Source organism: Sphingobium sp. MI1205 (assembly GCF_001563285.1).
GTDB lineage: Bacteria > Pseudomonadota > Alphaproteobacteria > Sphingomonadales > Sphingomonadaceae > Sphingobium.
In genome coordinates this window covers 1531814-1557158 of record NZ_CP005188.1, presented here as the reverse complement: position 1 = coordinate 1557158, position 25345 = coordinate 1531814, and the positions used below count along the sequence as shown (strand labels likewise).

Sequence of the window (25345 nt, the reverse complement as noted above, 5' to 3'; positions counted from 1 at the left end):
GAGCCTGTCTCCCCTTTCAGCCTTCGCGGCCGATGATGCGGCCAGCAAAAGCGACGATGCGGTCCAGCGTGAAGCCGACCATGCCGATCCAGACCAGCGCGACGATCGTGTCGGTAAGCAGCGAACTGTTGTAGCTGTCCCAGATGAAGAAGCCGACGCCGGTGCCGCCCTGCACCATCTCGGCCGCCACGATCGCCAGCCAGCTCATGCCGACGCCGATCCGCAGGCCGGTGAACATGTGCGGCACGGTTGCGGGCAGCATGATCCTGACGAAATATTCGATCGGGTTGAGCGCCAGCACCTTGGCCACGTTGCGATAGGCGGGCGGAATGGTCTGCACCCCTGCGGCGGTGTTCAGGATCACCGGCCAGATCGCGGTGATGAAGATCAGGAATATCGCGGAAGGCTGCGCCTGCTGGAAAATCGCCAGGCTGATCGGCAACCAGGCAAGCGGCGGCACCGTCCGCAGCACCTGGAACAAGGGATCGAGCGCGCGGAAGGCCAAAACGCTCTGCCCGATCAGGATACCCAGCGCGACGCCGAAGACGGAGGCAATGCTGTAGCCGATGAGAACGCGGCTAAGGCTTGTCAGCACATGGCCCGCGATACCGACATCCCCGCCATCCTGTATGCTGAAGTGGGTAAGTCCCATCTCCACGCCCTTGAAAGGATGCATGATGACGTCATGGCTTTCCTCCCACACCTTGACGGGGCTGGGGAAATTCGCGTCTGGGGATGCGCACAAAAGCTGCCAGAAGAGCAGCAGTGCGCCGATCAGGACCATGGTCGGCAGGACGGAGGCCGCCACTGCGCGCGCCTTGCGGATCAGCGGATGGACCGGCACGCTGACCGGCTCGAAACTCCGCCGTGCAATGGCCTGTTCGGGATAGGGCAAGATAACTCCCAATTCGGAGGAGCCGCCGCCGGAAGATACCGGCGGCCCTCCATTCCTGCTGCTTGGCGATGGCGAAGACATGGCTTTTTCCTTCCTCATCAAACGCGCTTGATTGCCAGGCTGGCCAGATAGGCCTTCGGATTGCGCGGATCGAACGTCTTGCCGTCGAAGAATTTCTCGACGCCGCGGCTGTCGCTGGCCGGGCCCTTGCCACCCAGCATCGCTGCCGCCTTGCGCCAGATGTCGGAGCGGTTGACCTTTGCGATCACGGCCTTGGTGTCGAGCGACATGGGCAACTTGCCCCAGCGCTGATCCTCCGTGATGAACCACAGGTCATGGCTCTTGTAAGGGAAGGACGCGTAGCCGTTGAAAAACTTCATCTTGAAGGCTGCGTTTGGGAATTTGCGCCCGTCGCCCATGTTGAAATTGCCCTGCAAACGGTCGGCGATATCGGTAACCGGGCATTTCAGATAATCGCGGCCTGCAATGGTGCTCGCCAACTTGGCGTTATTGGCCGGATTGTCGGCCCAACGCTGCGCCTCGATGACGGCGGCGGTGATCGCCACGGCGGCGCGCGGGTTCTTCGCTACCCAGTCGGACCGCATGGCAAAGCTTTTTTCGGGATGGTTCATCCACAGCTGACCGGTCGAAACCGCCGAGTAGCCCAGCCCTTGTGCGACCAGCTGGTCATTCCACGGTTCGCCGACGCAAAAAGCGTCCATGGCGTCCGCCTTCATGTTCGCCACCATCTGCGCCGGTGGGATCGTGATCAGTTCGACGTCCTTGTCAGGATCAATGCCGCCGGCCGCCAGCCAGTAGCGGATCCACAGGTCATGCGTACCGCCGGGGAAGGTCATGGCCATGGTGATCTTCTTGCCCGCGCCTTTGCGCTGGGCGATCACGCCCTTCATCTTCCCCGCGTTGATATCGGCTTTCGCGGCCAGATAATCCTTGGAAACCGATATACCCTGCCCGTTGACGTTCAGCCGGGCCAGGATGCTCATCGGCGTTGCCTTGCCGATCGTACCCAGCGTCAGCATGTAGGGCATGGGCGTCAATATATGCGCACCGTCAATGCCGCCGCCGGCAGTGCCCAGCACCAGATTGTCACGCGTCGCGCCCCAGCTGGCCTGTTTGACGACCTGCACATCGGGCATGCCATGTTTGGCGAAAAAGCCCAGTTCCTTGGCGATGATCAGGGGCGCTGCATCGGTCAGCGCGATAAAGCCCAGCTTCGCTCCTGTAACCTCCGGCCCCGCTCCGGCGGCCAACGCTCCCGAAGGCAACGCCTGATGCGCCGCAGCAATAAGCGCTGCGGTGCCACTGGTCTTTAGCGCGCTGCGGCGGCTCACGCCTTGTGGATTGTCCCCCTCTGCCATTCCCCAATTTCCTTCTCAGTCAGATCGTCCGCGCTGCGAAAGGCACGCAGCCAGCCATTCGCCGAACCACCGTCCGGCGTGTGAAAGATGATGTTCACGGTTCGCGGCGCGCACTTGCGACCGCGTTGAAAAAACAAATAAAAAAAGCCGCCAGGACCAAGGTCTGTTCAGACCTGTCCGGGCGGCGTCATTGCCGATTTCGATCCTGCGGGACCGAAGCTGGCTCCTGCCTTCAGCGGCGGATCCAGCAAATGTTTCGAAGCGACCCTGCTTCGACAGTCATGAAGCTGTCACTGATTCGCCCGAGTCGCAAGCAAAAATTTTGCATTGCACAATTTGCAACTGCCGTTTGTTGAACACATCCGCAACAATGATGCAAATTCGGGGATCGCAGCGTTGAGGAACCGGTTCGTATGCGGGTGAAACGCATATGTGGGGTAATGGTGGGCCCGGCAGGACTCGAACCCGCAACCTAGCCGTTATGAGCGGCCAGCTCTAACCGTTGAGCTACAGGCCCCACCTGACGCCCGGATAAGCAGGCTCAGGCCGCTTTGCAAGCCCGTCGCCGCTCTGGAACCGCTTGAAGCAACTGATCCAGCGTTGCGGGTCGGACACTGCGGCGGGCAAGATGGTTCAGCACCTTGTCCCACCAGCGGTAGAACGCCACCCGGTCCGCTTCATCCCGCACATAGGGCGTGTGGCCCGGCTCCAGCGTCGGCGAATGGAAACTGAAGTTCAGCACCCGTGCGCCTTCGTCGATCAGCGCGTCGATCGCCCGGATCGCATCCGCTACCGGAACGCCCTCAGGCGTCAGCGGAACACGGCTCAACATCCCGGCCCTCGCCATGGCCCCCGCCAGCGGTCCCATGCTCTGCGCCGCCCGATAAAGCCGCTCGCCACCGCCACGCAACATGCCGACAAAGGCGGTGGAAAGCGGCAATTCCACAAGCTGCCTGCCGGGGCCGGCCCAATATGGGTTCAGTGGCATGCCCCTAAAGTCCGGGCCATGCTGCCCGCTATAATCGAAGCGGCTACGCACCGAACTATCCAGGCGAAAGCCCGTTTCCTCCAGCAGTCGCGCGCTATTGGGCCCTACCCCATAGCGCCCCGCGCGATAGACGATCGGTCGCCGCCCAAAGCGGCCCGCAATCCGCTCGCACAGCGTCTCCAGCTTGGCTCGCTCCAAAGCCTCCGGGAGCGATCCGGCATAGCTGTTGGCGGCCGTCACCTCCTCCAGATGTGGAGGGTTCACCCATGGATGCAGATGCGCGCCGACGTCCGCCGCCTCATCGGCCAGCCACTGCCCCATCATCGCGGCCGCCGCATCGCTGTCGACGACCGAATAATCCGTCACATAAATGGGTTTGACGCCCGCCGCCGCGAAATAGGCCTGCCCCCGCGCCATTCCGGCCAATGCCGTAACGCTGGTGGCGGCCCGGCTGAAAGGCGCGTTCCAGTCGAACTCTTCCTCGGTATCGACAAACAGCATGAAGCGCGTCCCGAAATCGGGAGCCAGCGTTATCCCGTCTTCCGGCATCGGCGCGCGGAGCAGGCTGCCATCATGGAGGGGGGCGTTCATGCGCCATCCCTATCGCTCAATCGTTGCGATAGGGTTTCTCTTGCCTCAGAAGCTGCCCGCCGCATCCTCCGCCACCGTCATGGCTGGCATGGATAGCAGGAAGCGGTCCGGTTCGATCTGCAGGCTGCCGCCGCAACCCGCCGCCAGGCTGCGGATCAGCCGCAGTGAAAAGCCCAGCCCCAGCAGCGGCCCGTCCGCCCAGTCGCCTTCTGCCGTATAGCCGGGGTCCAGCAACTGTTCCTCGTCCATCCCCTCCAGGCTTGCCGGGCGATCGACCGCCAGCATGACGCAGCCATGCCCGCCATCAGGCTGGAACCAGCATGCCCCGCTCAACGCCTCTCCCGGCGCGCCGACGGATATGACCGTGCGCATCAGATGCTGCACCATCCGTTCGCCCTGAACGGGGTCGATCCGCACCATCGGCAGCGCGCGGGCCATGTTGATGTCGATCTGCGCGCCGTCGCCTTCGCGCTGCTCGCGAAAACGGGCCGACACCTGCGCGATCAGCAGCGCCGGATCGACCGCGCTGGGCGCTTCCGCCCCCTCCCCACGCGAAACGCGCGCCGCAAGATCCAGATCGTCGAACGCCGCCAGCAGATGCCGGGCATCCAGCGCGATCTTGCCCGCCATCTCCCGATATTCCGGCCCGCTCGGCCCGAACAGCTCCTGTTCGATGATGTCGGCAAAGCCCAGTATCGCGTTGAGCGGCGTGCGCAATTCATGCACCAGCTGCCGCAGCGAATCCGCCGACAGGCCAGCCACCGAAACAGGCTCGGCCTGGGGCGGCGCGGCAACCTCATGCAAATAGGGCCGCCGCGCCTGGCCACGATAGCCCTGGAAACGCCCCGAACGCGGATCGAAGAACGGGGTCGCCGACAGTCGCCATTCACCGGCCATTGCCCCACCGACGATGGTATAGCGCCCGTTCTGAAAACCGCTGCGCCGCATGAAGGCCCCTGCAACGCTGCCGTCCGGACCACTCGCCCCGGCAACCGCCACTTCGCCCAGCGACAGCCCGATCAACGCCGCGCGTGGTCCCTGATCGATCCAGATGACCATGCCCGTTGCATCGGTTTCGAATGCGAACGACCGAACGATCGTCGCTTCTCCCGGATCGGTTCGGGGTGCCGCCATATCGGGCGCCCGTCGCGTGCTGGTGAAACGGGCGATACGGTCCACAAGGTTGCGGATCTGATCGTCGCCTGCTGCAACGTCGGCCGGGGGAAATTCGGACCCATCCTCGACCATTGCGTCGTCGGCTTGCGCGGGCGGCGCGGGATGCTCCACCGGCTCCATCATTTCGGCGGTCAGCAACATGTCCCCGGCATCTGCGCCGGGCACGTCATCACGATCGGTTGTCAGTACCAGGTCCGTCAGGCCAAATGCCCCAAGCGCCTGCTGCGTTCCCGGTCCCAGATCCCGGCGCCCGCGCAAAATACCACGCGCCGTAGGGTTCAGCCGCGGAAGCAATTCGACCCAGATGTCATCGGGCAGCCGCGCGCGCGACATGGCGGCGGCGGCGATCGCCGGCCGGTCGTTGGCGAAAAATTCAACCAGCGCAGGGGACCGCAGACGGCCGCCCAATTCGACCACCGTCGCGATCCTTTGCGTTTCGGACAGTTGGGATTGCAAGGCGGAAAGCCGGTCCAGCAGCGCCAGCCGCTCTTCATCGGGCAATGTCCCGCGATCGGCGCGATCATTCTGCGCAAGCAGATCGACGCATTGCCGCCACAGCGTGACTGCGCCCAGCCCGCTCCTGTTCTCTGCGGCAAGAACTGTCTGCATCAGATCGTTGAAGCGCACCCTGATCCCCTTGAGGACTTCCGGCGACATGCGGCACTTGATCGCGGAAGGAAATTACCGGTCCGGGATAAGCCTTCGCGGCGGAAAGTGGAAGGGGCACAGACTGCTCATTTGGGACCGTCGCATAGTGGGACAATTGCATTGCCCTGAAATATTATTATGGTGACGGGCAAGATATGAGAAAGGAAATAATCGGGATAATGGCTGGCCCCAACATCGACGATATCGATCTGCACATTCTGGGCGAGCTGCAACAGGATGGTCGGATGACCAATGTGGAGCTTGCGCGAAAGGTTGGATTGACCGCGCCGCCCTGCCTTCGCCGCGTGCGCGCGCTGGAGGAAAACGGGGCCATCACCTCCTATCACGCCGTGGTGAACCCCGCCATGCTGGGTTATACCATCACGGTATTCGCCATGGTCAGCCTCAAAAGCCAGGCCGAAGCCGACCTGAAGGCGTTCGAGGACCATGTCGCTACCCTGCCAGAGGTGCGCGAATGCTATATGCTTAACGGCGAAATCGACTTCATTCTCAAGGTCGTCGCCAAGGATCTGCAAAGCTTTCAGCAGTTCCTGACGTCGAAGCTGACGCCCGCTCCCAATGTGGCCAGCGTCAAGACGTCCCTCACCATCCGCATGTCGAAGAACCTGCCGGGCGTTCCACTCCCGCTCTGACGAGAGCATGGCGATGACCGCCAGCGTTTCGAGCGCGGCGTAAAACCGGGGGTCGGCTCACTACGGATCGTTACCGCAGCCAGCCGACTTTCCCCGAAATCATGTTAGCTCGCTGGGGAGACCCCGACCGGCTGAAACGCCGTCTTGCGGCTCTGCTGATCGACCCACACGCTCCAGAAACCCGCAACATTCGCCCAGTTGCCCGTGACCTGCGCCAGCGCCGCCTTCGCTCCCGCCATATCGCCCGACCGCGCGAGGGCGATGCCCAGGCGTGTGTTGGCCCTGCCCTGATCGACACCGCCCTTGCTCAGTGCCAACCGATAATGTTCGGCCGCCTGTGGAAACTGGCTGAGCGAAAAATAGCCATCGGCCACCGACAGCGCGGCGGAACCGTCCTTTGCGGACGCAGCCTTTTTCGCGGCGGCCGGCATCGCGGCGATTTCCTTCGCTGCCTTGGGCGTCACGCTTTTCATCAGGCTGGCGGTCGCCGCCTGCGTCGCCGTCAGCTTGCCTGCCGACCGTCCCGCTTCGATGATCGCCTTCGCTTCGGCATGATTGCCCGCCTTTTCGGCGAGTTGCGCATAGGCCTGATAATCGCGCTCGCTGGCCATGGCGCCATTCGCCGCCTGCAAGCGGTAGAGATCCAGTTGCACTTGCGTATCCATACCGGGAGCGTTCAGATAATTGGCAAGCGCCGACCGCCATTCCCCGGCAGAACCATAGCGGCCAAGACGTTCACGATAGAGCGCGCCCACTTCGGTCCAGTCACCGGCCCCATATGCCATGGAGATAGCCCGGTCATACCAGGACGCAGGAACCGGCTGCCCCGATGCCCGCTGCCGGGCAAGCGCATCCTGCACGAACGGACGCGCCTCGCGCGCCTTGTTCTTTCGCAGATAGATGTCGGCCCGCAGCATCGTCGCGTCGGTCGCATCATAGCCAAGCGTCTTGGCGTAATCGAGCTGGGCCAGCGCGTCGTCATAATTGCCTACGACATAGGACAGGTAACCCGCGACATAGCGCAGCCGGGGCGCATCCTTCTTGGGTACCGATACGGTCTTGAACATGTCGGTCAGCGCGACGCGCTGAGCCTGGAAATTCCGCTTCAACACGGCCAGTTCGAACCGCAGCGCCGCCGCCGCATAGGCTTCGAAATCGCTGACCGGCATCAGCCCGCTTATATGCGCCTGAGCGGTGTTGGCATCGCCTGCCTTGATCGCGCTGTCGGCAGCCTGCGCCGCTGCCCGGAATGTTTCCGACATGACGATGACAGGGCCGCTCGCCGCCGATTTCTTCGCCATGGCTGGCCCTGAAGCCGCCGCAACGGCCGCGATGGCGAAAAGCCCTGATTTAAGCATGGAATGTCGCAGCCTGACCATGTCGGCCGTCCCCCTTTTATGGTGTGCCGACGCATCACGCCGGCCCCTGTTATTTCATGGCGTGGAAAAAGGCGCGCCAGCCTCTCTGACTGGCGCGCCCTATATAGAGGATCAGGCCTTTGTGGCGAGATAGGCCAGCCAGAGATCGGCGATCTTCCTGCGCGTCCCGGCCTGCACCGACTGAAGAGCAGCCTTGGCGGATGCGACATCGCCGCCCAGCGCCTTTGCAATGCCCAGGCGCGTGTTCACCTCGTCCGCATCGACGCCGCCCTTCTGCTTCGCCAGTTCGAACATCGCCGCCGCCTTGGCATAGTCGCCATAGCCCATGTAGGCGTCGGCGGTCGCGGCCGCGATCTTGCCGGTCGCAGCCTTGCGCGCATCCGCTTCCGCCGAAGCCAGCGACGCCTTGTCGCCTGCGATCTTGGGCGTAGCCGTCTGGTAGAGGTCAGCGCCAGCGTTGCCCTTCAGCACGCCCTTGGCCCGGCCCTGATCGATCGCCGACTTCACTTCGCCATAGATGCCGGTCTTCGACGCCATCTCGCCATATTCCAGGAAGTCGCCCGCCACGACCAGACCGCCAGACGCCGCCATCAGGCGCAGCACGTCCAGATTCTCGCGGTTGGTGATATTCGGGTTCGACTGCTGGAACAGGCGGATCAGCGTGCGGAGATTCTCGCCGCTCGGCTGCGCCTGATAGGCGGACGTCGCCCATTCGGTGACTTCGGGCAGGCGCGAGGCAGCCGCCCGGCCGACGCCGATCTGATACCATTGCGCCGGCACCTGGCCGCCAGCCGCCTTCGTCGCGTCGACAGCCGCCTTCAGCGCCGTCAGCCCCTGTTGATTAAGGCCGCGCGCAGGCTCCGCCGCCGCATTGGCCGTACCGGCCTTTCCGAAATAGGCCTGGGCCAGGGTCACGTTGACCGCTTCGGCCTTGTAATTCGCCTGCGCAGCCGCCTGCGCCCGGCGAATGGCCAGGTCGTAATTCTTCGCCTGCAACGCCTGTTCGGCGGCGACGGCGTTGAACTGACCGACCTGGTCGGGCGGCGTAAGGCCGCTGTCGAGCATCTGGGTCAGCGCCTCGCCCTGCAGCGCGCTGTCCTTCGCTGAAATCGATGTGTTCAGCTTGATCGCACCGATCTGATATTTGTCGTCGTTCGACTGCGCCTTTGCGTCCGCTTCGGCCAGCGCCGCCTTGGCAGCAGCAAAATCATTCTTCTGCGCCGCCGCCTGCGCCGTCTGCAACGCCTTGAGGACGTCAGGCGAGACGTTCAGCTTCGGCGCGCCGCCCTTCTTGCTTTCCTTCTTCGCAGCCACTGCCGGAGCCGAGACGGCACCGCCAGTCAGCGCAAGAGCCAGCACCAGCGCAACGGGGGTAACAAAACGCATGATCATCTTCTCCTTTGCGCGCCCGGGGGAAGGGCGCCCTTCATTAAGCGCCGAATAGGGGGCGGCGCGTGAATGACGTTTGAACACCGTATATGCACCACTTTCCCGCATGTCAGCCCCTTCTTGCAGCTTGATTTGCCGCGAGCGCGTGCGCGCGCGAGGGGTGACAGAATTGTTTCGCTCCGCTAGTGGATGAGCAACGAAACCCATCCACCTAAAAGAGAATCGCATTGACCGACGAGATTGCCCTCGCCGACCCTTCGGACATCAGCCCCATCTCCATCGTCGATGAGATGAAGGCGAGCTATCTCGATTATGCCATGTCGGTGATCGTGTCGCGCGCGCTGCCTGACGTCCGAGACGGGTTGAAGCCCGTACACCGCCGCATTCTCTTTTCCGCCCATGAATCGGGCTTTCAGCATAACAAACCCTATCGCAAGTCGGCGCGCATCGTCGGTGATGTGATCGGTAAATATCACCCGCATGGCGACAGCGCGATCTATGACGCGTTGGCGCGCATGACGCAGGACTGGTCGATGCGCGTGCCGTTGATCGATGGTCAGGGCAACTTCGGTTCGATGGACCCCGATCCGCCGGCGGCCATGCGTTACACCGAAGCGCGCCTTGCCAAGGTGACGACCGCCCTGCTCGACGATCTCGACAAGGATACGGTCGATTTCCAGCCCAACTATGACGCCTCGGAAAGCGAGCCGCAGGTTCTGCCCGCCCGCTTCCCCAACCTGCTGGTCAACGGCGCGGGCGGCATCGCGGTCGGCATGGCCACCAACATCCCTCCGCACAACCTTGGCGAAGTGATCCGCGCCTGCCTCGCCTATATCGAAAATCCCGCGATCACCATCGACGAACTGATCCAGATCGTCCCCGGTCCCGACTTCCCCACCGCCCCGCTGATCCTGGGCCAGTCGGGCGCGCGCAGCGCCTATCACACTGGCCGTGGCTCGATCATGATGCGCTCGCGCCATGTGGTCGAGGAAGGACGCGGCGACCGCCAGTCGATCGTCCTGACCGCCATCCCCTATCAGGTCGGCAAGAACGGTCTGGTTGAAAAGATCGCCGAAGCCGCCAAGGACAAGCGGATCGAAGGCATCAGCGACATTCGCGACGAATCGAACCGCGAAGGCGTGCGCATCGTCATGGACCTGAAGCGCGACGCCACGCCCGAAGTCGTCCTGAACCAGCTCTGGCGCAACACCCCGGCCCAGTCGAGCTTCCCGGCCAACATGCTCGCCATTCGCGGCGGTCGCCCGGAATTGCTCAACATCCGCGACATCATCCAGGCGTTCGTCCAGTTCCGCGAAGAGGTCATTACCCGCCGCACCAAATATGAACTCAACAAGGCTCGCGACCGCGCGCATATCTTGCTGGGTCTCGTCATCGCGGTCACCAATCTCGATGAAGTCGTCCGCATCATTCGGGGTTCGTCCAGCCCGGCCGAAGCGCGCGAAACCCTGCTTGCCCGTGACTGGCCGGTTGCCGAAATCGCATCCTATCTGCGCTTGGTCGAAGCGATCGAAACGGAAGTCAGCGGCGACACCTATCGCCTCAGCGACACGCAGGTCCGCGCCATCCTGGACCTTCGCCTGCATCGCCTGACCGCGCTGGGCCGCGACGAAATCGGCAAGGAACTGGCCGAACTGGCCGAAGCGATCGCCGAATATCTCGCCATCCTCGGCGACCGCGTGAAACTCTATGCGGTCATGCGCGAAGAGTTCGAGGCGATCGAGCGCGACTTCGCCACACCCCGCATTTCGGAAATCACCGCCGCCGCCGATGGCATCGACGATGAAGACCTGATCGAGCGCGAGGAGATGGTCGTCACCGTCACCGTGCAGGGCTATATCAAGCGCACGCCGCTCGAAAGTTTCCGCGCCCAGGCACGCGGCGGCAAGGGCCGTTCGGGCATGGCGACGAAGGATGAAGACGCGATCACCGAATTGTTCGTGACGTCCACGCACACGCCGGTCCTCTTCTTCTCGACCGCGGGCAAGGTCTATCGCATGAAGGTCTGGCGCCTGCCCGAAGGCGGGCCGGCCACGCGCGGGCGTCCGATGGTCAACCTGCTGCCGCTCGGCCCCGGAGAAACGATCCAGACCGTCCTGCCTCTGCCCGAGGATGAGGATAGCTGGAAGGATCTGCACGTCATGTTCGCGACCGCGAACGGCACTGTCCGCCGCAACAGCATGGACGCCTTCGCCAACGTGCCCAGCAACGGCAAGATCGCCATGCGTTTCGACGATGACAGCGATGATCGCCTGATCGGCGTCGCGCTGCTGACCGAAGACGACGACGTCCTGCTCGCCACGCGTCAGGGCAAGGCGATCCGTTTCCAGGCGACCGATGTGCGCGAGTTTCAGAGCCGCACCTCGACCGGCGTGCGCGGCATGACGCTGAAGGGCGACGATGAAGTCATCTCGCTCTCCATCCTCCACCGCGCTGGCACGACGCAGGAGGAGCGCGAAGACTATCTCCGTTTCGCCCCGTGGAAGCCGGAAAAGGAAGGCTCACCGCAAATGAGCGAGGAGCGTTTCGCTGAGCTACAGGCGAAGGAGCAGTTCATCCTCACCGTCTGCTCCAACGGCTACGGCAAGCTGTCGTCGGCCTATGACTATCGCCGCACCGGCCGTGGCGGTCAGGGCATCACGAATATCGACAATATCGGCCGGAACGGCCCGGTGGTGGCAAGCTTCCCGGCGCGTCACGGCGATCATCTGATGCTCGTCACCGATCAGGCCAAGCTGATCCGCATGGGCCTGGAAACCCTTCGGATCATCGGCCGCAATTCGGCGGGCGTGCGCCTCTTCAACGTCTCCGACGACGAACATGTCGTCAGCGCCGCGAAGATCGAGGAAAGCGACGAAGAAACCGAAATCAGCACCCCAGCGGGCATGGAAGTCTCGCCCGAAGTCAGCCCCGAAGCCGACCCGGACCTCACCGAAGAGTGAGCGACCTCTTCGCCTACAAGATCCTGACAAAGGATCAGTATGACCAGCTAAAGACCGACGGCGTGTTCAAAGGCGCGCCCGTCGATCTGGCCGACGGCTACATCCACATGTCCACCCGCGACCAGGCCGCCGAAACCGCCGCCAAACATTTCGCGGGCCAGGACAATCTGGTGATGGTGATGGTGGACCTGGCGCCATTTGGTGAAGCGGTGAAATGGGAAGAATCACGCGGCGGCGCGCTGTTTCCGCACCTCTATGGCGAACTGCCGTTGAGTGCGGTTGCTGGGAAAGTGGTGTTGCGGCTGGATGAGCAGGGCAAGCATTTGTTTCCAGCGGGATTTTAGTCAGCGCGCCCAAAGTAATTGTCCCTGGAACGCCCGATTCTGAAGAAAATAGGGGCCATGCTTGTAGCAGCCATGCACTTGCGCCTAATATAATTGCCACCAACTTGAGTCTCTGTGGGGGAGGTGCTCAAATGGCCACGCTCAGCAATCACATCACGCCAGAGCTTGACGCTCAACAATCGGAACGTAACTTCTTCAAAATCATGGCGATCATCATGGCCGCCATCATTGTCGCCGGTTTCTCGGTAAACCTCGCCATGGGCAGGTCCACCTTTGCTGTGCCGCCGGTCTATCACATCCACGCCTTCATATTCTTCGGCTGGGTCGCGCTCTATGTTGCGCAAAACTGGCTGATCGCGACCAACAATGTGAAGCTGCACGTCCGCTTGGGCAAAATCGCATACTGCTGGGCGCCATTGATGCTGGTCATGGGCTTTGCGATCATGATCACGTCGCTTCGAAGATCAGGCGGCCCCTTCTTCTTCGATCAGAACGAGTTTCTGTTCAGCAACGCTTTGATGCTCGTCCTCTTCTGCGCCTTGGTCTTCGCGGCGCTTCGCCAGCGCCGCTATTCCGGCTGGCACCGGAGGTTGATGCTGACAGCCATGAGCATATTGACTGGGCCGGGCCTTGGTCGCCTTCTTCCGATGCCGCTCCTGATGCCGCATGCCTGGCGCATCATGACGGTCGTCACTCTGCTGTTCCCCGTCATCGGCATGATCGCGGACAAGCGTCGGCACGGGCGTATTCACCCGGCATGGTTCTGGGGTGTGGGAGCAGTCCTTGTGACGCAGGTCATTGCTGACATCGTCGCCTATAGCCCGCTGGGCGTCAGCTTGACCCAGATGCTTCTTGCCGGTTCGCCAGGAGCATCGCGCCCCATGGCCGCCTTTATGCCGCCCACCCCGTAATCGGGAAGCGGGGTAGGGCGGCGCTGCGAAGCCTCAACGCTCGACCATCCGCACTACCTTCCCACCCTTCACCCAATAATCAAACCCACCCCACCTGATCCGCCGCGAATAAGCCGCCGCCAACTGCATCGCCACATGCGCCCAGGACACCGCAAAGGGCGCGAGCACATCGCACCAGAGCGACCGCCGCGCCGCCCGCGCCTGACCCGGCTCCGCCACACCCGCGATGATCCGCTGCCGCACTAGCGCCCGCCCGATCGCCGCCGCATAACCCACGGCCACCGCGCTCCAGCCGCCCCAACCAAGCGCCCATATCCAGCCCAAGCCATGGCAACTCACCACCGCAAAGGCCGCCAGCCACATGCGCCAGCTGTTGGTGAAAATATGCCGATACTGCCGCACCCCAAAGCCGAAGGCCCCGCGCCCCTCCAGCGGCGAAGCCACCAGCAAATCCCGCACCGGCCGCAACCGCAGTTTCGCGCGCCACCCGGCCAGCCCGATCGCCATGTCATCGGACAACCGCCCCGCCAAAGCCACATCCAGATCCAGCCGCTCCGCTTGCTTCCGCGTCAACGCCATCGCCCCGCCCCACGGCATCGTCGCGCTGGCCGCACGCGGCAGGGTCGCAAGCTGCATCTCCACCGCGCCCACCAGCGCCGCCACCGCACTCCGCTCCGGCAACAACAGCCGGTATCCCGTCACGATATCCGCCTTTCCCCGCACCAGAGGAAAGAGCAACCGCCCCACCAGCCGAGGCGGGGGCGCAATGTCCGCGTCCACGAACACCAGATAGCGGTCCCCCTCCCGCAAAGCCCGCAAGGCCGCACGCAGTTTATGAACCTTCTGCCCCTCATCGCTCGCGACGCCAGCGCGAACGATCTGCACCCAGCCCCCCTCTCGCGCCGCCAGAACCTCCGCCGCCGCACACGCGCCCGAAGTCGCAATCACCAGCCGGAACCGCGCCGTCTGCGCCTTCAACCGCGCAATCAGTTCCGCACCGCCGTCCCAGTCATCCCGCACCGACAGTAGCACCACGACGCCATCGGGTGCTTCCTCCTGGCGGTCCACAGGCAGATGCCGCCAATAATTCAGCACGCCCGCAAGGCTCAGCCCCTGCAACAGCATCCACAGCCCCAAGGCCCAATTCATGCGTAATCCAAGCCCTTTACCGCCCCGACCGCTGCTGTATGACGGCAGGCGCGATGCTCTCCAACCCCTTTCTCTTCACCCTCCTCCGCATCCTCCCTGCCTCGCTGGCCTCATGGCTGGGTGGCTGGCTGTCGGCGAATGTGGCGCGGCGGCAGATGAAGCTGCGCGACCAGCGCGCTCGCACGAACCTCGCCATCTTGCGCCCCGACCTTTCCGAAGCAGCGCGCGAGGTCATGCTCACCCGTCGCTGGGTCAACCTTGGCCGCACCATGGCCGAACTCGCCAATGTCGACCGGCTCGTGAACGATCGGCATGTGACCATCGCCAATGAGGCCGCCTATAGGGAAGCTCTCGCCTCGCCTCGGCCCATGATTTTCCTGACAACCCATGTCGGCAACTGGGACCTGCTTGCCGCACATCTGAAGGCATCGACCGACCGCCCTCCGCTCGGCGTCTATGATCCGCCCGATGACCCTGCTCAGGCGGCCATGCTGAAACGCGCGCGCCAAAGCTATATGGGCGAAGCCATCACGGGCAGCAGCAACGCGGCCCGCGCGATCCTGCGTCATCTGTTGGATAAGGATCGCGCGATGCTCTACATATTGGTCGACGAACGGCGCGATCGGCAGGTCCGGTTTCCGCGCTTCGGCCGCGATCTTGCGCCCTCCGGCAATCTTTCCGTAGCCTTGCGTCTCGCCAGGCGGAGCGGCGCCCGCTTCCTTCCCTTCACTCTCGCTCGCACCAAAGGCGCCCATTTCCACCTGGACTGGCACGCACCGCTCGACCCCGGGGAGATGGACGAAGAAGCCATGCTGGAGACCATCGACGCCTTCCTTGGAAAGGCCTGCATCGACCACGCCGATCAATGGCTCGCCCTGCACGACATGGACCTGACCGCCCCGACCGCCTAAAGCGCCATCATGTCCCGACTCGCCATCAAGATTTGCGGTCTTTCGACCCCTGACACTGTCGGCGCAGCCATGCGAGCGGACGCCACCCATCTGGGCTTCGTCCACTTCCCCAAAAGCCCCCGCCATGTCGAAGCGGACCAGTTGCGCGCACTCACCGCACAGGTGCCCACCCATATCGACCGGGTCGCCGTAGTCGTTGATCCGACCGACGACATTCTCGCCGAACTGGTCGGCACAGGCGCCCTCACAGCGCTCCAACTTCATGGCAAGGAAAGCCCCCAGCGCGCCGCCGCCATCCGCGCGCGCTTCAACCTCCCTGTCTGGAAGGCCATCGCCGTCAAGACCCGCGCCGACCTTGACGCTGCCAAAGCCTATAGCGGCGCAGCCGACCGTCTGCTGTTCGATGCCAAGACACCGGAAGGCGCGGCGCTGCCCGGCGGCATGGGCCTGCGGTTTGACTGGACGCTGCTGCGGGGCGTCCCCATATCCCTGCCCTGGGGTCTGTCCGGGGGCCTTGGCATCGACAATGTCGCCGAAGCAATTCGCATCACCGGCGCGCCGATGATCGACGTATCCTCCGGCGTGGAAAGCGCGCCGGGCATCAAGAGTGTGGACAAGATCATGGCCTTCTGCAAAGCGGCACAGCAATCATGACCATCAAAAACTCCCTCCGCTCACAGCCCGATGCGTCCGGCCATTTCGGTTCATTCGGCGGCCGCTACGTCGCGGAAACACTGATGCCGCTCATTCTTGAGCTGGAGAAGGTCTACAGGGAAGCCAGGCAGGACCCCGAATTTGACGCGGAGTTCACCGACCTGCTGCGCAACTATGTCGGCCGTCCCAACCCGCTTTATTATGCAGGTCGCCTGACTGAATCCCTCCGCGCCGACGCGCCGCAGGGCAAGGGCGCGAAAATCTACCTGAAGCGCGAGGAACTGAACCACACCGGCGCGCACAAGATCAACAATTGCATCGGCCAGGCCCTGCTCGCCCGCCGCATGGGCAAGAAGAAGGTCATCGCCGAAACCGGCGCTGGCCAGCATGGCGTGGCCACCGCCACCGTCGCCGCCCTGTTCGGCCTGGAATGCAAGATCTTCATGGGCGCAAAGGATGTGGAGCGGCAAAAGCCCAACGTCTTTCGCATGAAGCTGCTCGGTGCAGAGGTGATCCCGGTCATATCGGGATCGCAGACGCTGAAGGACGCGATGAACGATGCCCTGCGCCACTGGGTGTCGAACGTCCACGACACATTCTACATCATCGGCACGGCGGCAGGCCCACACCCCTACCCTGAACTGGTCCGCGATTTTCAGTCCGTTATCGGCCGGGAAGCACGCGAGCAGATATTGGAGATCGAAGGCCGCCTGCCCGACATGCTGATCGCTCCCGTCGGCGGCGGATCGAACGCCATCGGCCTGTTCCACCCTTTCCTCGACGATGCGGAAGTCAAGATGATCGGCGTCGAAGCGGCTGGTGAGGGGCTTCAAGGCAAGCATGCGGCGTCGCTGGCCGGCGGGGCCTCGGGCATCCTCCACGGCAACCGCACCTACCTGCTTCAGGATGAAGACGGCCAGATCACCGAAGCGCACAGCATTTCGGCGGGCCTCGACTATCCCGGCATTGGCCCTGAACATAGCTGGCTGCACGAAATCGGCCGCGTCGAATATATGCCCATCACCGATGATGAGGCGCTTGCCAGCTTCCAGAAGCTCTCAGCGCTCGAAGGCATCATCCCCGCGCTTGAATCCGCCCATGCCATTGCAAGCGCCGAAAAGATCGCGCCCACGCTGGACGCGGACCAGATCCTCATCGTCAATCTCTCTGGCCGTGGTGACAAGGACATCTTCACTGTCGCCCAGGCCCTTGGTGTCGAAATATGACCGCTGATCGTCTCGCAGCCCGCTTTGAAACCTGCAAGGCAGAGGGCCGCGCCGCCCTCATCACCTTCGTGACCGCGGGCGACCCGTCCGTTGCCGCTACCCCGGCCATTCTGGACGCGCTCGTGGCTGGTGGCGCGGACATCATCGAACTGGGCATGCCCTTCACCGATCCGATGGCGGACGGCCCGGCCATCGAGCTGGCGAACCTGCGCAGCCTCGGCTCGGGCACGCGGACAAAAGACATCTTCCATCTCGCGACAACCTTCCGCGCACGCCATCCGCGCATTCCGCTGATCCTCATGGGCTATGCCAATCCCATGCTGATCCGCGGATCGGAATGGTTCGCCGCGCAGTGCCGTGACGCGGGCGTCGATGGCGTCATCTGCGTCGATGTGCCCCCAGAGGAGGATGCAGAGCTTGGCCCGGCTCTCCGTGCCGCTGGCATCCACCTCATCCGCCTCGCCACGCCGACGACCGACGCCGCTCGCCTGCCCGCTGTTCTCGATGGCGCAAGCGGCTTCCTCTATCATGTCGCCGTCGCGGGCATCACCGGCAAGCAGCAGGCCGCGCAGGCGTCCGTCGAACTCGCCGTTGAAAAGCTCCGCAGCGCCACTGATCTGCCGATTGCGGTCGGTTTCGGTGTTCGTTCGGCTGAACAGGCCGCCGCGATCGGCCGCGTTGCCGATGGCGTGGTGGTTGGTTCCGCCATCGTCGATATCGTCGGTTCGCATGGCGACGCCGCCGCCCCCTTCGTTCAGGAGTTCGTCGCGACTCTGCGCGGCGCGCTCAACGCCAACAGCCCCCATTTTCGGGAGACCGCCGCATGAGCTGGATCAACCGCGTCCGCAAGGCCGTCCCTTTCCTCGCCAAAAAGGAAACGACCGCCGAAACGCTCTGGCATAAATGCCCGTCCTGCACGGAAATGATCTTCATCAAGGAGTGGGAGGACAATCTTTCCGTCTGCCCGCGCTGCGATCATCATGGCCGCATCGGGCCTTCCGAACGCTTCGAGCATATTCTCGACCCCGGCTTCATCCTGCTGCCGACCCCGCCGGTTCAGGAAGACCCGCTCAAATTCCGCGATTCCAAGCGCTATCCCGACCGCATAAGGGCTGCTCGCGCACAGACCGGCGATCAGGACGCGCTGATCAACGCGCGCGGCGCTATCGACGATGTGCCGCTGGTCATGGGCGTTCAGAATTTCGCTTTCATGGGCGGTTCCATGGGCATGGGCGTCGGCGCGGCCTTCATTCAGGGCGTCAACGAAGCCATCGGCCATAGATGCCCCTATGTCATCTTCACCGCAGCGGGGGGCGCGCGCATGCAGGAGGGTATTCTTTCCCTCATGCAGATGCCCCGGTCCACCGTCGCGATCCAGAAACTGCACGCGGCGGGCCTGCCCTATATCGTCGTCCTGACCGATCCGACCACCGGCGGCGTCACCGCAAGCTATGCGATGCTGGGCGACATTCAGATCGCGGAACCCAACGCCCTGATCGGTTTCGCTGGCCAGCGCGTCATTGAAAGCACGATCCGCGAAAAGCTGCCCGATGGGTTCCAGCGCGCCGAATATCTGCTGGAACATGGCATGATCGACATGGTTGTCCACCGCAGCGAACTGCGCGACACGCTGGCGCGGGTGATCGGCTATCTGACCCCTCGCGTGGCGGCTTGACGCCCCAGCGCGAAGGACAGGGCCATGCCCGACCACGCCGTCTCCGATGATCCGGGGGTTCAGGCTCAACTGGACCGTCTGGCGAGCCTGTCGCCCGGCGCCGACATATTGGGCCTCGACCGCGTAACCCGCCTGCTGGATCGCCTGCGCGATCCCCACCGTGCCCTGCCGCCTGTCTTTCATGTAGCGGGCACCAACGGAAAGGGATCGACCTGCGCCTTTCTGCGCGCCGCGCTCGAAGCTGACGGCAAGAGCGTTCATGTCTTCACATCCCCCCACCTCGTGCGCTTCAATGAACGCATCCGCATCAACGGCCAATTGATCGCGGACGAAGCGCTTGCGGGCTATCTGTCCCGCGTCCTCGATGTGGCCGAAGGCGTCGGCGCCAGCTTTTTCGAGGTCACGACCGCCGCCGCGTTCCTCGCCTTTGCCGAGCATCCGGCCGACGCCTGCATCATCGAAGTGGGTTTGGGCGGACGGCTCGACGCCACAAACATCATCGACGATCCAGTCGTCTGCGGCATCGCCCAGCTGGGGATCGATCATCAATCGTTCCTCGGCAACAGCCTGCGCGCCATCGCCACGGAAAAAGCAGGCATCGCCAAGCCGGGCGCGCCGCTGGTGACGCAACGCTACCCGGAGGCGCTGAGCGCGGTCATGCGTGATGCCGCCGCCCGCGCCCGCACTGTCTGGCTGCCGATGGGCGAAAGCTGGGACGCCGCCAGCTATCGGGGTCGGCTCCATTATCGCGACAGTCAGGGCCGCGTCGATGCCCCGCTCCCTCGCTTGCCCGGCGCGCATCAGGTGCAGAACGCCGCCCTCGCCTTCGCCATGCTGCGCCACCAAAGCGCCGCGCCGGTAAGCGAGGCCTCGCTAAAGGCCGCGCCGCTCTGGGCCCACTGGCCCGCCCGCCTCCAGCGGCTTGACCACGGCCCGCTTCTCACCGCCCTGCCGGACGACAGCGAAGCCTGGCTGGACGGCGGGCATAACGCCGGCGCCGGGGAAGCCATCAGCGCCTTCTTCACCACTGACCGCCTCGCGGGGCGAAGGCTGCACCTCGTCATCGGCATGCTCGCGAACAAGGATGTCGACGCCTATCTCGCGCCCTTCGCCGGAAGCGTCGCCCATATCCACGCGCTCCCCGTGCCCGGCCACGACCATCATCCCGCCGACCGCTTCTCCGCCATCGCGACCCGTTGGGGCATAGGCTGCACCGCGCATTCCGATCCTGCGCAGGCCATCGCCGCCATCGCCGCCAACCCTCAACCTGGCCCCCCACTCATCCTCATCGCGGGGTCGCTCTATCTGGCAGGCGAAATTTTGCGGTTAAACGAGCAACATCCCGACTGATTATACTTGCGATTGACTCGCAATAGCGTAATCTGCCTTCCGTCACGCAACGGATAAGAAGGTGTACGCCCATGGCCTACGGAGAGACCAGCCCCCTCGAACTGCCCCGCCCGCTCCCCGGCGGCTACGGCAATCGGCTCTTCCTCTATGTGATGCGCCGCATGGCCAGCGCCGGGGTGGACGACGCTCACGCCGCCAACGCCATGCTCGGCGCATTCGGCCGCAGCTATCGACGCCCGCTGGTCCTGATGCGCGCCATGATGCTGGAGCTTGCCCGCTGTGCCACGCGCCGGATATTGGTCGCGCCCTGCTGCTGCGCCCGCATGACCGCCGACGAAGCGATGCTCATGCAGTCCATCGGCACCGCGTTGCAGGATCCGCCATCCGCCTATGACCAGCTCTCCAAGCTGCTTGGTTCACACGACGTCCTCGGCGCACTCACCTGCCTGCAAGCCGTCTCGCAAGCGCATGCGGACCTCGGCCGCCCGCTCGATCTTTACGCGGGGGCCTGATCGCCCTCTTCCGTCGCCGCGCTGCCGACGCTCGAATCCACCAGCCCACTGCGCATCATCAGCCAGAACAGGATGATGCCCGGCAGCGCCAGGACCGTGGTCAGCAGGTAGAAGTCGACATAGCCGAACCGTTCGATCATCGCCCCCGCCGTCGTCCCGGTCAGGAACCGGCCCACGATGCTGGCCGCCGCGGAAATCATCGCATATTGCGCGGCGGTAAAGCGCAGGTCGCACAGTGCGGAAAAATAGGCGACCACGGCCACGCCGCCGATCCCGCTCGCGAAATTCTCAAAGCCGATCGCGCCCGCCATGCCGATGTTGCTCTTCCCCGCCGCCGCCAGCGCCGCGAAGCTGAAATTGGACACCGCCATCAGCACCAGGCTGATCAGCACCGACCGCTTCAACCCCAACCGCGCATACAGCACGCCGCCGACGAATATCCCGGCCAGCAACGCCCAGAAACCAATGCCGACGTCATAGATCGCAATCTCTTCATTGGTGTAACCAAGGTCGTTGAAAAGCAGCCGGAACGTCAGGTTCGCCAGCGTATCGCCGATCTTGTGCACGATGATGAACAGCAGCACGAGCAGCGCGCCCTTGCGCTTGAAGAAGTCCACGAACGGCCCGATGATCGCCTGCACCAGCTCGCCGCCGCTCTTGCGCGAAGCGATTTCGTGGTGCCGCTTCGGCTCGCCGACGATCAGGGCCGCCAGCATCGCGGGCAATGCGAACAGCGAACATATGATGTAGGCCGCCGTCCAATCCCAATATTGCGCGACAACCAACCCCACCGCGCCCGCCGCCGCAGCCCCGATGCGCCACCCATATTGCGACATGCCGGCGCCTATGCCCAGCTGGTCAGGCCTAAGGATTTCAATACGATAACCGTCGATGATGATATCGAATGTCGCGCCAGCAATCCCCAGCAGGATGGCCGCACGCACCGTCGCCATCAGGTCCGCTGCCGGATCGACCACCGCCAGGTTGACCACCGCCGCCATCACCAGCACGCCCGCCAGCAGCATCCACGACACACGCTGGCCCAGCCTGTGCAGCAACGGCAACTTCACGCCCTCGACCACCCACGCCCACAACCATTTGAGATTATAGGCCAGCAGGACCAGGCTGAACGCCGTCACGCTTTTCTTGTCGATGCCGTCCTGCGCCAGACGCGACGCCAGGTTCGCACCGATCATCGCAAAAGGGAAACCGGACGAAATCCCCAGAAACAGCGCGGCCAGCGGCGCCTTCTCCACATAAGGCTTAACGGCATCGACCCAGCTTCTGGCGCCCATGGCGATGTCGGTCATGTATGCTTGGCCCCCGGATATGCGTGTCGAGGCCTCACCATATGACCAAATAGCGGAGAAACAAGCGAAACAGGCGGCTGTTGAGCAGCCCCGCAACCTCCGCTCGTCCCGACCTCCCCATGCTTGTCTCTTCAAAGGGAGAGACATCAACCAACGCAGATTCGTCTTAAAGAGGATCGGAGATGTACGCCGCCCTCCAACGACGTCATCCCAGCGAACGCTGGGATCTGGAGTTTCTGGTCGTACATTTGGTCTTGAGATCCCCGTCTCGCTCACATGTCGGAAAAGGGTGGATTGCGGAGCGGCTTTCGAATGACGCTATTTGGGTAAGCAGACCCAACCGCACATCTAAATTGCCGCATTCTGTCTCTTCAGCGCTCTTGCGTTGCTCTAAGATATGACTGATGTCACGACTAGCTTTAGATTGCTGGGGGGCGGGAAATCATGTCCACCGTGATAGCCTTGTCGGGTGTGGCCCTACTTGCGAGCTTGTCATCAGCGCATGCTGCTTCCGATGATCCGCCTCTACCGGCGCTTATCAACTCTGCCGATGTACTGGATGTAGATGACCCGCTTTCTCAGGTGGCCGCATACCATCTAAAGCCGCAACCAGCATTGATCGCAGATCCGACCACTTCAGATCCGGTCGACGCTCGACAACTGCAACAGGCGTTCCCCGAGGCTGTGCCAGTATCACTCGCGTTAGCGCCCGCATTGCCAACGGGGGCGTTCGCTGGGAACGTCGAGCAAGGTGGAAGCGCTCCTTTACTGCAACGGAAATATCGATCGCTAGGCAGCCGTATGGGTGCAGCCAAGTGGGAAATGGTCGGGATCATGGCCTACACGACCACGTTGCAAAGCAGGCTTGATCTCGACACCGGCTTTCACTTCCATGACGAAGGATGGTTTGGCAAGAACACGGCTAATCTGGGCATCGATAAGTTGACACACGCGTTCAACGGCTACCTGTTTTCAGAATTTCTTGGATGGCGCATAACGCGCAAGACCGGCGATCGCGCCCGTGCCGCTGTTCCCGCAGCGATGATGGGTTTCGGACTCCAGCTTTACGGTGAGATGTTCGACGCCTTCAAAAGCGATAGCGGCTTTTCTATTCAGGACGTCGTTTTCAACGGCTTGGGCGCCGGCCTGTCGGCGGCGCGGCATGTCGTGCCTGGTCTCGCGAATAAAATCGACTTCCGCCTGATGCTCATGCCCAATGACAAGCTGTATTCTCGCAGTGGCAAAGAGCACTATCAGCAGCAGCGCTTCCTGCTTTCACTGGAGCTGGCGGGCTTCAAAAGGTTTGAAAACAGTCCCCTGCGATTTGTGGAATTACAAGTGGGCTATCGCGGCAAGAACTTTTCAAACAGCGAGCGCGCAAGGGGCATCAAGCCCGATCGGGACATTTTCTTCGGCGTCGCTCTCAACCTGAAGGAAATTTTCTTCAAAAATAGTCGTTCCTTCGTTGGCCGGGCAATTGGGACAGGTCTTGATTATTTTCAGATGCCTTACACGGCCACTCACGCATTTGACGACTGAACGTTCATCCCGACTGCAAGTCCCGCTAATGTCCGTTTTTCAACAATTGGCTTTCGGGACGAAATATAGTCGCAAGCAGACATACCTGCCCCCCCTGCGAAGCGCAGTCCCAAAACGCACCCAATCCTAAAACAGCCGCAACCCCTGCGGCACACGCCCTGGTTCATCGCCGCGCATCACCGCTTCGATCACCGCAATAGATCCCAACAGATCACGAGGCAGATAAGGCTTCGCCAGGCATCCAACCGCCATCTCATGCGCGTCGATCGGACAAGCGCCCGTCACGAACAACACCGCCAGCCCCTTGCCATGGGCAAAGCGCGCCACATCGATGCCCGTCTTGTCGCCATGCAGAGTGATGTCGGCGATCACCAGATCGACCTCATCCTCATCGATCACGCGAACCGCATGGTCATAATCCTCGACCGTCGCGGCGACGCGATAGCCGGCCTGTTCCAGCACATGTTCATTGTCGAATGCGACCAGCGGCTCATCCTCGACCACCAGCACGCTGCGGATCGCCTGAACCTCCTGTCCTGACTTCGCGTCCCCTTTAACCAGCCCGAAAAACATTTGCCGATCCGCCCCATTTACGCCATGCAGCCGATCAAACGCGCAGCGCCTGCTGGGAGTTGCGGCCTTCCCCCTCGCATGAGCGACGGGACGGCACTATTCGTCATTTTCACGGCTATCCTGATATGGGAATGGTCTTACTTCGTTAAAAGGAACCGCCGCGTGGAGCCGCCGAAAAAATCTGGACCGCCCCGCCGGGCAGGACCCGGCGGTCCCCAGCGCCCTGGTGAGGGCAGGCCCGCGATCGGCTCCCGCCCCGCGCGCCCGCCGTTTCGGAAGGCGAAGACCGCGCCCGCAACGCCCGCCAATCCTCATCCCGCCCGCGCCGCCGCCGTCGCCAGCGGCAACAATGAGCCGCAGCGTATCGCCAAGCTGCTGGCCCGCGCGGGGGTCGCATCCCGTCGCGAGATTGAGCGGATGATCGAGGATGGCCGGATCACGCTGGACGGGGAAGCGGTGACGACGCCCGCCACGCTGCTGACCTCGCTCAACGGCATCGCCGTGGATGGCAACCCCGTCGCCCAGCCTGCGCCCACGCGCCTGTTCCTTTTTCACAAGCCTTCGGGCTATCTCACGGCGGAGCGTGACCCGCGTGGCCGTCCGACCATTTACGACCGGCTGCCCGCCGATCTGCCCCGCCTCATGCCCATCGGTCGGCTTGACATGACGACCGAGGGCCTTCTGCTCATGACCACAGACGGCGAATTCAAACGTCAGATGGAGCTGCCCGCCACCGGCGTCCCGCGCACCTACCGCGCCCGCGCCTTTGGTGAAATCAGCCAGGCGCAGCTTGAGGATCTGATCGACGGCATAGAGATTGACGGCATTCGCTATGGCCAGATTGAAGCAAATCTGGAGCGGCGGACGGGCCGCAACCAGTGGATCGAAATGACCCTGACCGAAGGCAAGAACCGCGAAGTGCGCCGCGTGCTGGAACATCTGGGGCTTCAGGTGAGCCGCCTGATCCGCACCAGCTATGGCCCCTTCCATCTCGGCGAGCTTGCCTCCGGCGCGGTTGAAGAGGTGCGCCAGCATGACCTGATCCTGTTTCGCAAGACGCTGAAACCACTCAAGTCCTAGGGCCTCAATCCCGCTCGCCCCATATCCGTCAATCCAACAACGCACAAAGCCGG

Annotated in this window: 22 protein-coding genes and 1 tRNA gene; 13 read left to right on the top strand and 10 right to left on the bottom strand. The window is 63.1% G+C overall.

The genetic code is table 11. The features are described from left to right. Window positions 1-16 precede the first annotated feature (16 nt). The 5 genes from ntrB to K663_RS07455 all read right to left on the bottom strand — a co-directional run bounded on the left by ntrB (window position 17) and on the right by K663_RS07455 (window position 5686). Complete coding sequence (ntrB, locus tag K663_RS07475) at window positions 17-976, bottom strand: nitrate ABC transporter permease (RefSeq protein WP_235589543.1); 960 nt, start codon at window positions 974-976, stop codon at window positions 17-19. A 17-nt stretch (window positions 977-993) separates the two neighbouring features. Next, a complete protein-coding gene (locus K663_RS07470; RefSeq protein WP_062116067.1) occupies window positions 994-2274 on the bottom strand; it encodes a CmpA/NrtA family ABC transporter substrate-binding protein in 1281 nt (426 codons plus the stop codon). A 441-nt stretch (window positions 2275-2715) separates the two neighbouring features. Next, window positions 2716-2791 (bottom strand) — tRNA-Ile (locus K663_RS07465). 24 nt (window positions 2792-2815) lie between these two features. Beyond that, window positions 2816-3853, bottom strand: a complete 1038-nt coding sequence (locus K663_RS07460; RefSeq protein WP_062116064.1) for a polysaccharide deacetylase family protein — start codon at window positions 3851-3853, stop codon at window positions 2816-2818. A gap of 45 nt (window positions 3854-3898) precedes the next feature. Further along, window positions 3899-5686, bottom strand: a complete 1788-nt coding sequence (locus tag K663_RS07455; protein WP_083535850.1) for a sensor histidine kinase — start codon at window positions 5684-5686, stop codon at window positions 3899-3901. Between the two features lie 170 nt (window positions 5687-5856). On the opposite strand from K663_RS07455, the gene K663_RS07450 reads away from it, so the two are divergent. Further along, window positions 5857-6330: an Lrp/AsnC family transcriptional regulator gene (locus K663_RS07450; RefSeq protein ID WP_037465776.1), complete on the top strand. Its 474-nt coding sequence runs from the start codon at window positions 5857-5859 to the stop codon at window positions 6328-6330. Between the two features lie 104 nt (window positions 6331-6434). On the opposite strand, the gene K663_RS07445 is transcribed toward K663_RS07450, so the two are convergent. Both K663_RS07445 and K663_RS07440 read right to left on the bottom strand, forming a co-directional pair. Beyond that, a complete protein-coding gene (locus K663_RS07445; protein WP_335339090.1) occupies window positions 6435-7688 on the bottom strand; it encodes a tetratricopeptide repeat protein in 1254 nt (417 codons plus the stop codon). Window positions 7689-7820: 132 nt separating this feature from the next. Further along, the gene (locus K663_RS07440; protein ID WP_235589542.1) at window positions 7821-9095 is read right to left on the bottom strand and encodes a hypothetical protein; all 1275 of its coding nucleotides are present in this window, start codon (window positions 9093-9095) and stop codon (window positions 7821-7823) included. A 230-nt stretch (window positions 9096-9325) separates the two neighbouring features. Here K663_RS07440 and gyrA point away from each other — a divergent pair, with 230 nt between their 5' ends. The 3 genes from gyrA (at window position 9326) to K663_RS07425 (ending at window position 13313) form a co-directional block, all read left to right on the top strand. Beyond that, complete coding sequence (gyrA, locus tag K663_RS07435; protein ID WP_062116058.1) at window positions 9326-12058, top strand: DNA gyrase subunit A; 2733 nt, start codon at window positions 9326-9328, stop codon at window positions 12056-12058. After that, window positions 12055-12402, top strand: a complete 348-nt coding sequence (locus K663_RS07430; RefSeq protein ID WP_062116054.1) for a DUF952 domain-containing protein — start codon at window positions 12055-12057, stop codon at window positions 12400-12402. The genes gyrA and K663_RS07430 overlap by 4 nt, the downstream gene beginning before the upstream one ends. Before the next feature lie 131 nt (window positions 12403-12533). After that, on the top strand, window positions 12534-13313 hold the full coding sequence (locus tag K663_RS07425; RefSeq protein ID WP_062116051.1) for a hypothetical protein: 780 nt from the start codon (window positions 12534-12536) through the stop codon (window positions 13311-13313). A 33-nt stretch (window positions 13314-13346) separates the two neighbouring features. Here the strand turns inward: K663_RS07425 and K663_RS07420 are convergent, their stop codons facing one another. Further along, window positions 13347-14462 (bottom strand): glycosyltransferase, encoded by a 1116-nt coding sequence (locus K663_RS07420; RefSeq protein WP_062116048.1) that lies wholly within the window; start codon window positions 14460-14462, stop codon window positions 13347-13349. 53 nt (window positions 14463-14515) lie between these two features. Between K663_RS07420 and K663_RS07415 the strand changes: the two genes are divergently transcribed. The 7 genes from K663_RS07415 to K663_RS07385 all read left to right on the top strand — a co-directional run bounded on the left by K663_RS07415 (window position 14516) and on the right by K663_RS07385 (window position 20790). Further along, window positions 14516-15373, top strand: a complete 858-nt coding sequence (locus tag K663_RS07415; protein ID WP_062120539.1) for a lysophospholipid acyltransferase family protein — start codon at window positions 14516-14518, stop codon at window positions 15371-15373. A 9-nt stretch (window positions 15374-15382) separates the two neighbouring features. After that, window positions 15383-16027, top strand: coding sequence for a phosphoribosylanthranilate isomerase (locus K663_RS07410; protein ID WP_062116035.1), 645 nt, complete (start codon window positions 15383-15385; stop codon window positions 16025-16027). Then, window positions 16024-17253, top strand: a complete 1230-nt coding sequence (trpB, locus tag K663_RS07405) for a tryptophan synthase subunit beta (RefSeq protein ID WP_062116032.1) — start codon at window positions 16024-16026, stop codon at window positions 17251-17253. The genes K663_RS07410 and trpB overlap by 4 nt, the downstream gene beginning before the upstream one ends. Further along, entirely contained in the window at window positions 17250-18080 is an 831-nt protein-coding gene (gene trpA, locus K663_RS07400) for a tryptophan synthase subunit alpha (RefSeq protein ID WP_062116029.1), read from the top strand. Before trpB ends, trpA begins: the two co-directional genes overlap by 4 nt. Continuing rightward, window positions 18077-18928 (top strand): acetyl-CoA carboxylase, carboxyltransferase subunit beta, encoded by an 852-nt coding sequence (gene accD / locus K663_RS07395; protein WP_062116026.1) that lies wholly within the window; start codon window positions 18077-18079, stop codon window positions 18926-18928. The genes trpA and accD overlap by 4 nt, the downstream gene beginning before the upstream one ends. A 24-nt stretch (window positions 18929-18952) precedes the next feature. Beyond that, window positions 18953-20278: a bifunctional folylpolyglutamate synthase/dihydrofolate synthase gene (locus K663_RS07390; protein ID WP_062116023.1), complete on the top strand. Its 1326-nt coding sequence runs from the start codon at window positions 18953-18955 to the stop codon at window positions 20276-20278. Between the two features lie 71 nt (window positions 20279-20349). After that, the gene (locus K663_RS07385) at window positions 20350-20790 is read left to right on the top strand and encodes a DUF6628 family protein (protein ID WP_062116020.1); all 441 of its coding nucleotides are present in this window, start codon (window positions 20350-20352) and stop codon (window positions 20788-20790) included. Here the strand turns inward: K663_RS07385 and K663_RS07380 are convergent. Continuing rightward, window positions 20775-22100 carry an AmpG family muropeptide MFS transporter gene (locus K663_RS07380; RefSeq protein ID WP_062116018.1) on the bottom strand — a complete coding sequence of 442 codons (1326 nt, stop codon included), beginning with the start codon at window positions 22098-22100 and terminating at the stop codon, window positions 20775-20777. The two genes, K663_RS07385 and K663_RS07380, sit on opposite strands and share 16 nt — an antisense overlap. Before the next feature lie 444 nt (window positions 22101-22544). Here K663_RS07380 and K663_RS07375 point away from each other — a divergent pair, with 444 nt between their 5' ends. Further along, window positions 22545-23639 carry a DUF2279 domain-containing protein gene (locus tag K663_RS07375; RefSeq protein WP_235589541.1) on the top strand — a complete coding sequence of 365 codons (1095 nt, stop codon included), beginning with the start codon at window positions 22545-22547 and terminating at the stop codon, window positions 23637-23639. Window positions 23640-23765: 126 nt separating this feature from the next. Here the strand turns inward: K663_RS07375 and K663_RS07370 are convergent, their stop codons facing one another. Then, window positions 23766-24212 carry a response regulator gene (locus tag K663_RS07370; protein WP_062116012.1) on the bottom strand — a complete coding sequence of 149 codons (447 nt, stop codon included), beginning with the start codon at window positions 24210-24212 and terminating at the stop codon, window positions 23766-23768. Window positions 24213-24374: 162 nt separating this feature from the next. Between K663_RS07370 and K663_RS07365 the strand changes: the two genes are divergently transcribed. After that, the gene (locus tag K663_RS07365) at window positions 24375-25292 is read left to right on the top strand and encodes a pseudouridine synthase (protein WP_062120537.1); all 918 of its coding nucleotides are present in this window, start codon (window positions 24375-24377) and stop codon (window positions 25290-25292) included. The last annotated feature ends 53 nt before the right edge of the window (window positions 25293-25345 follow it).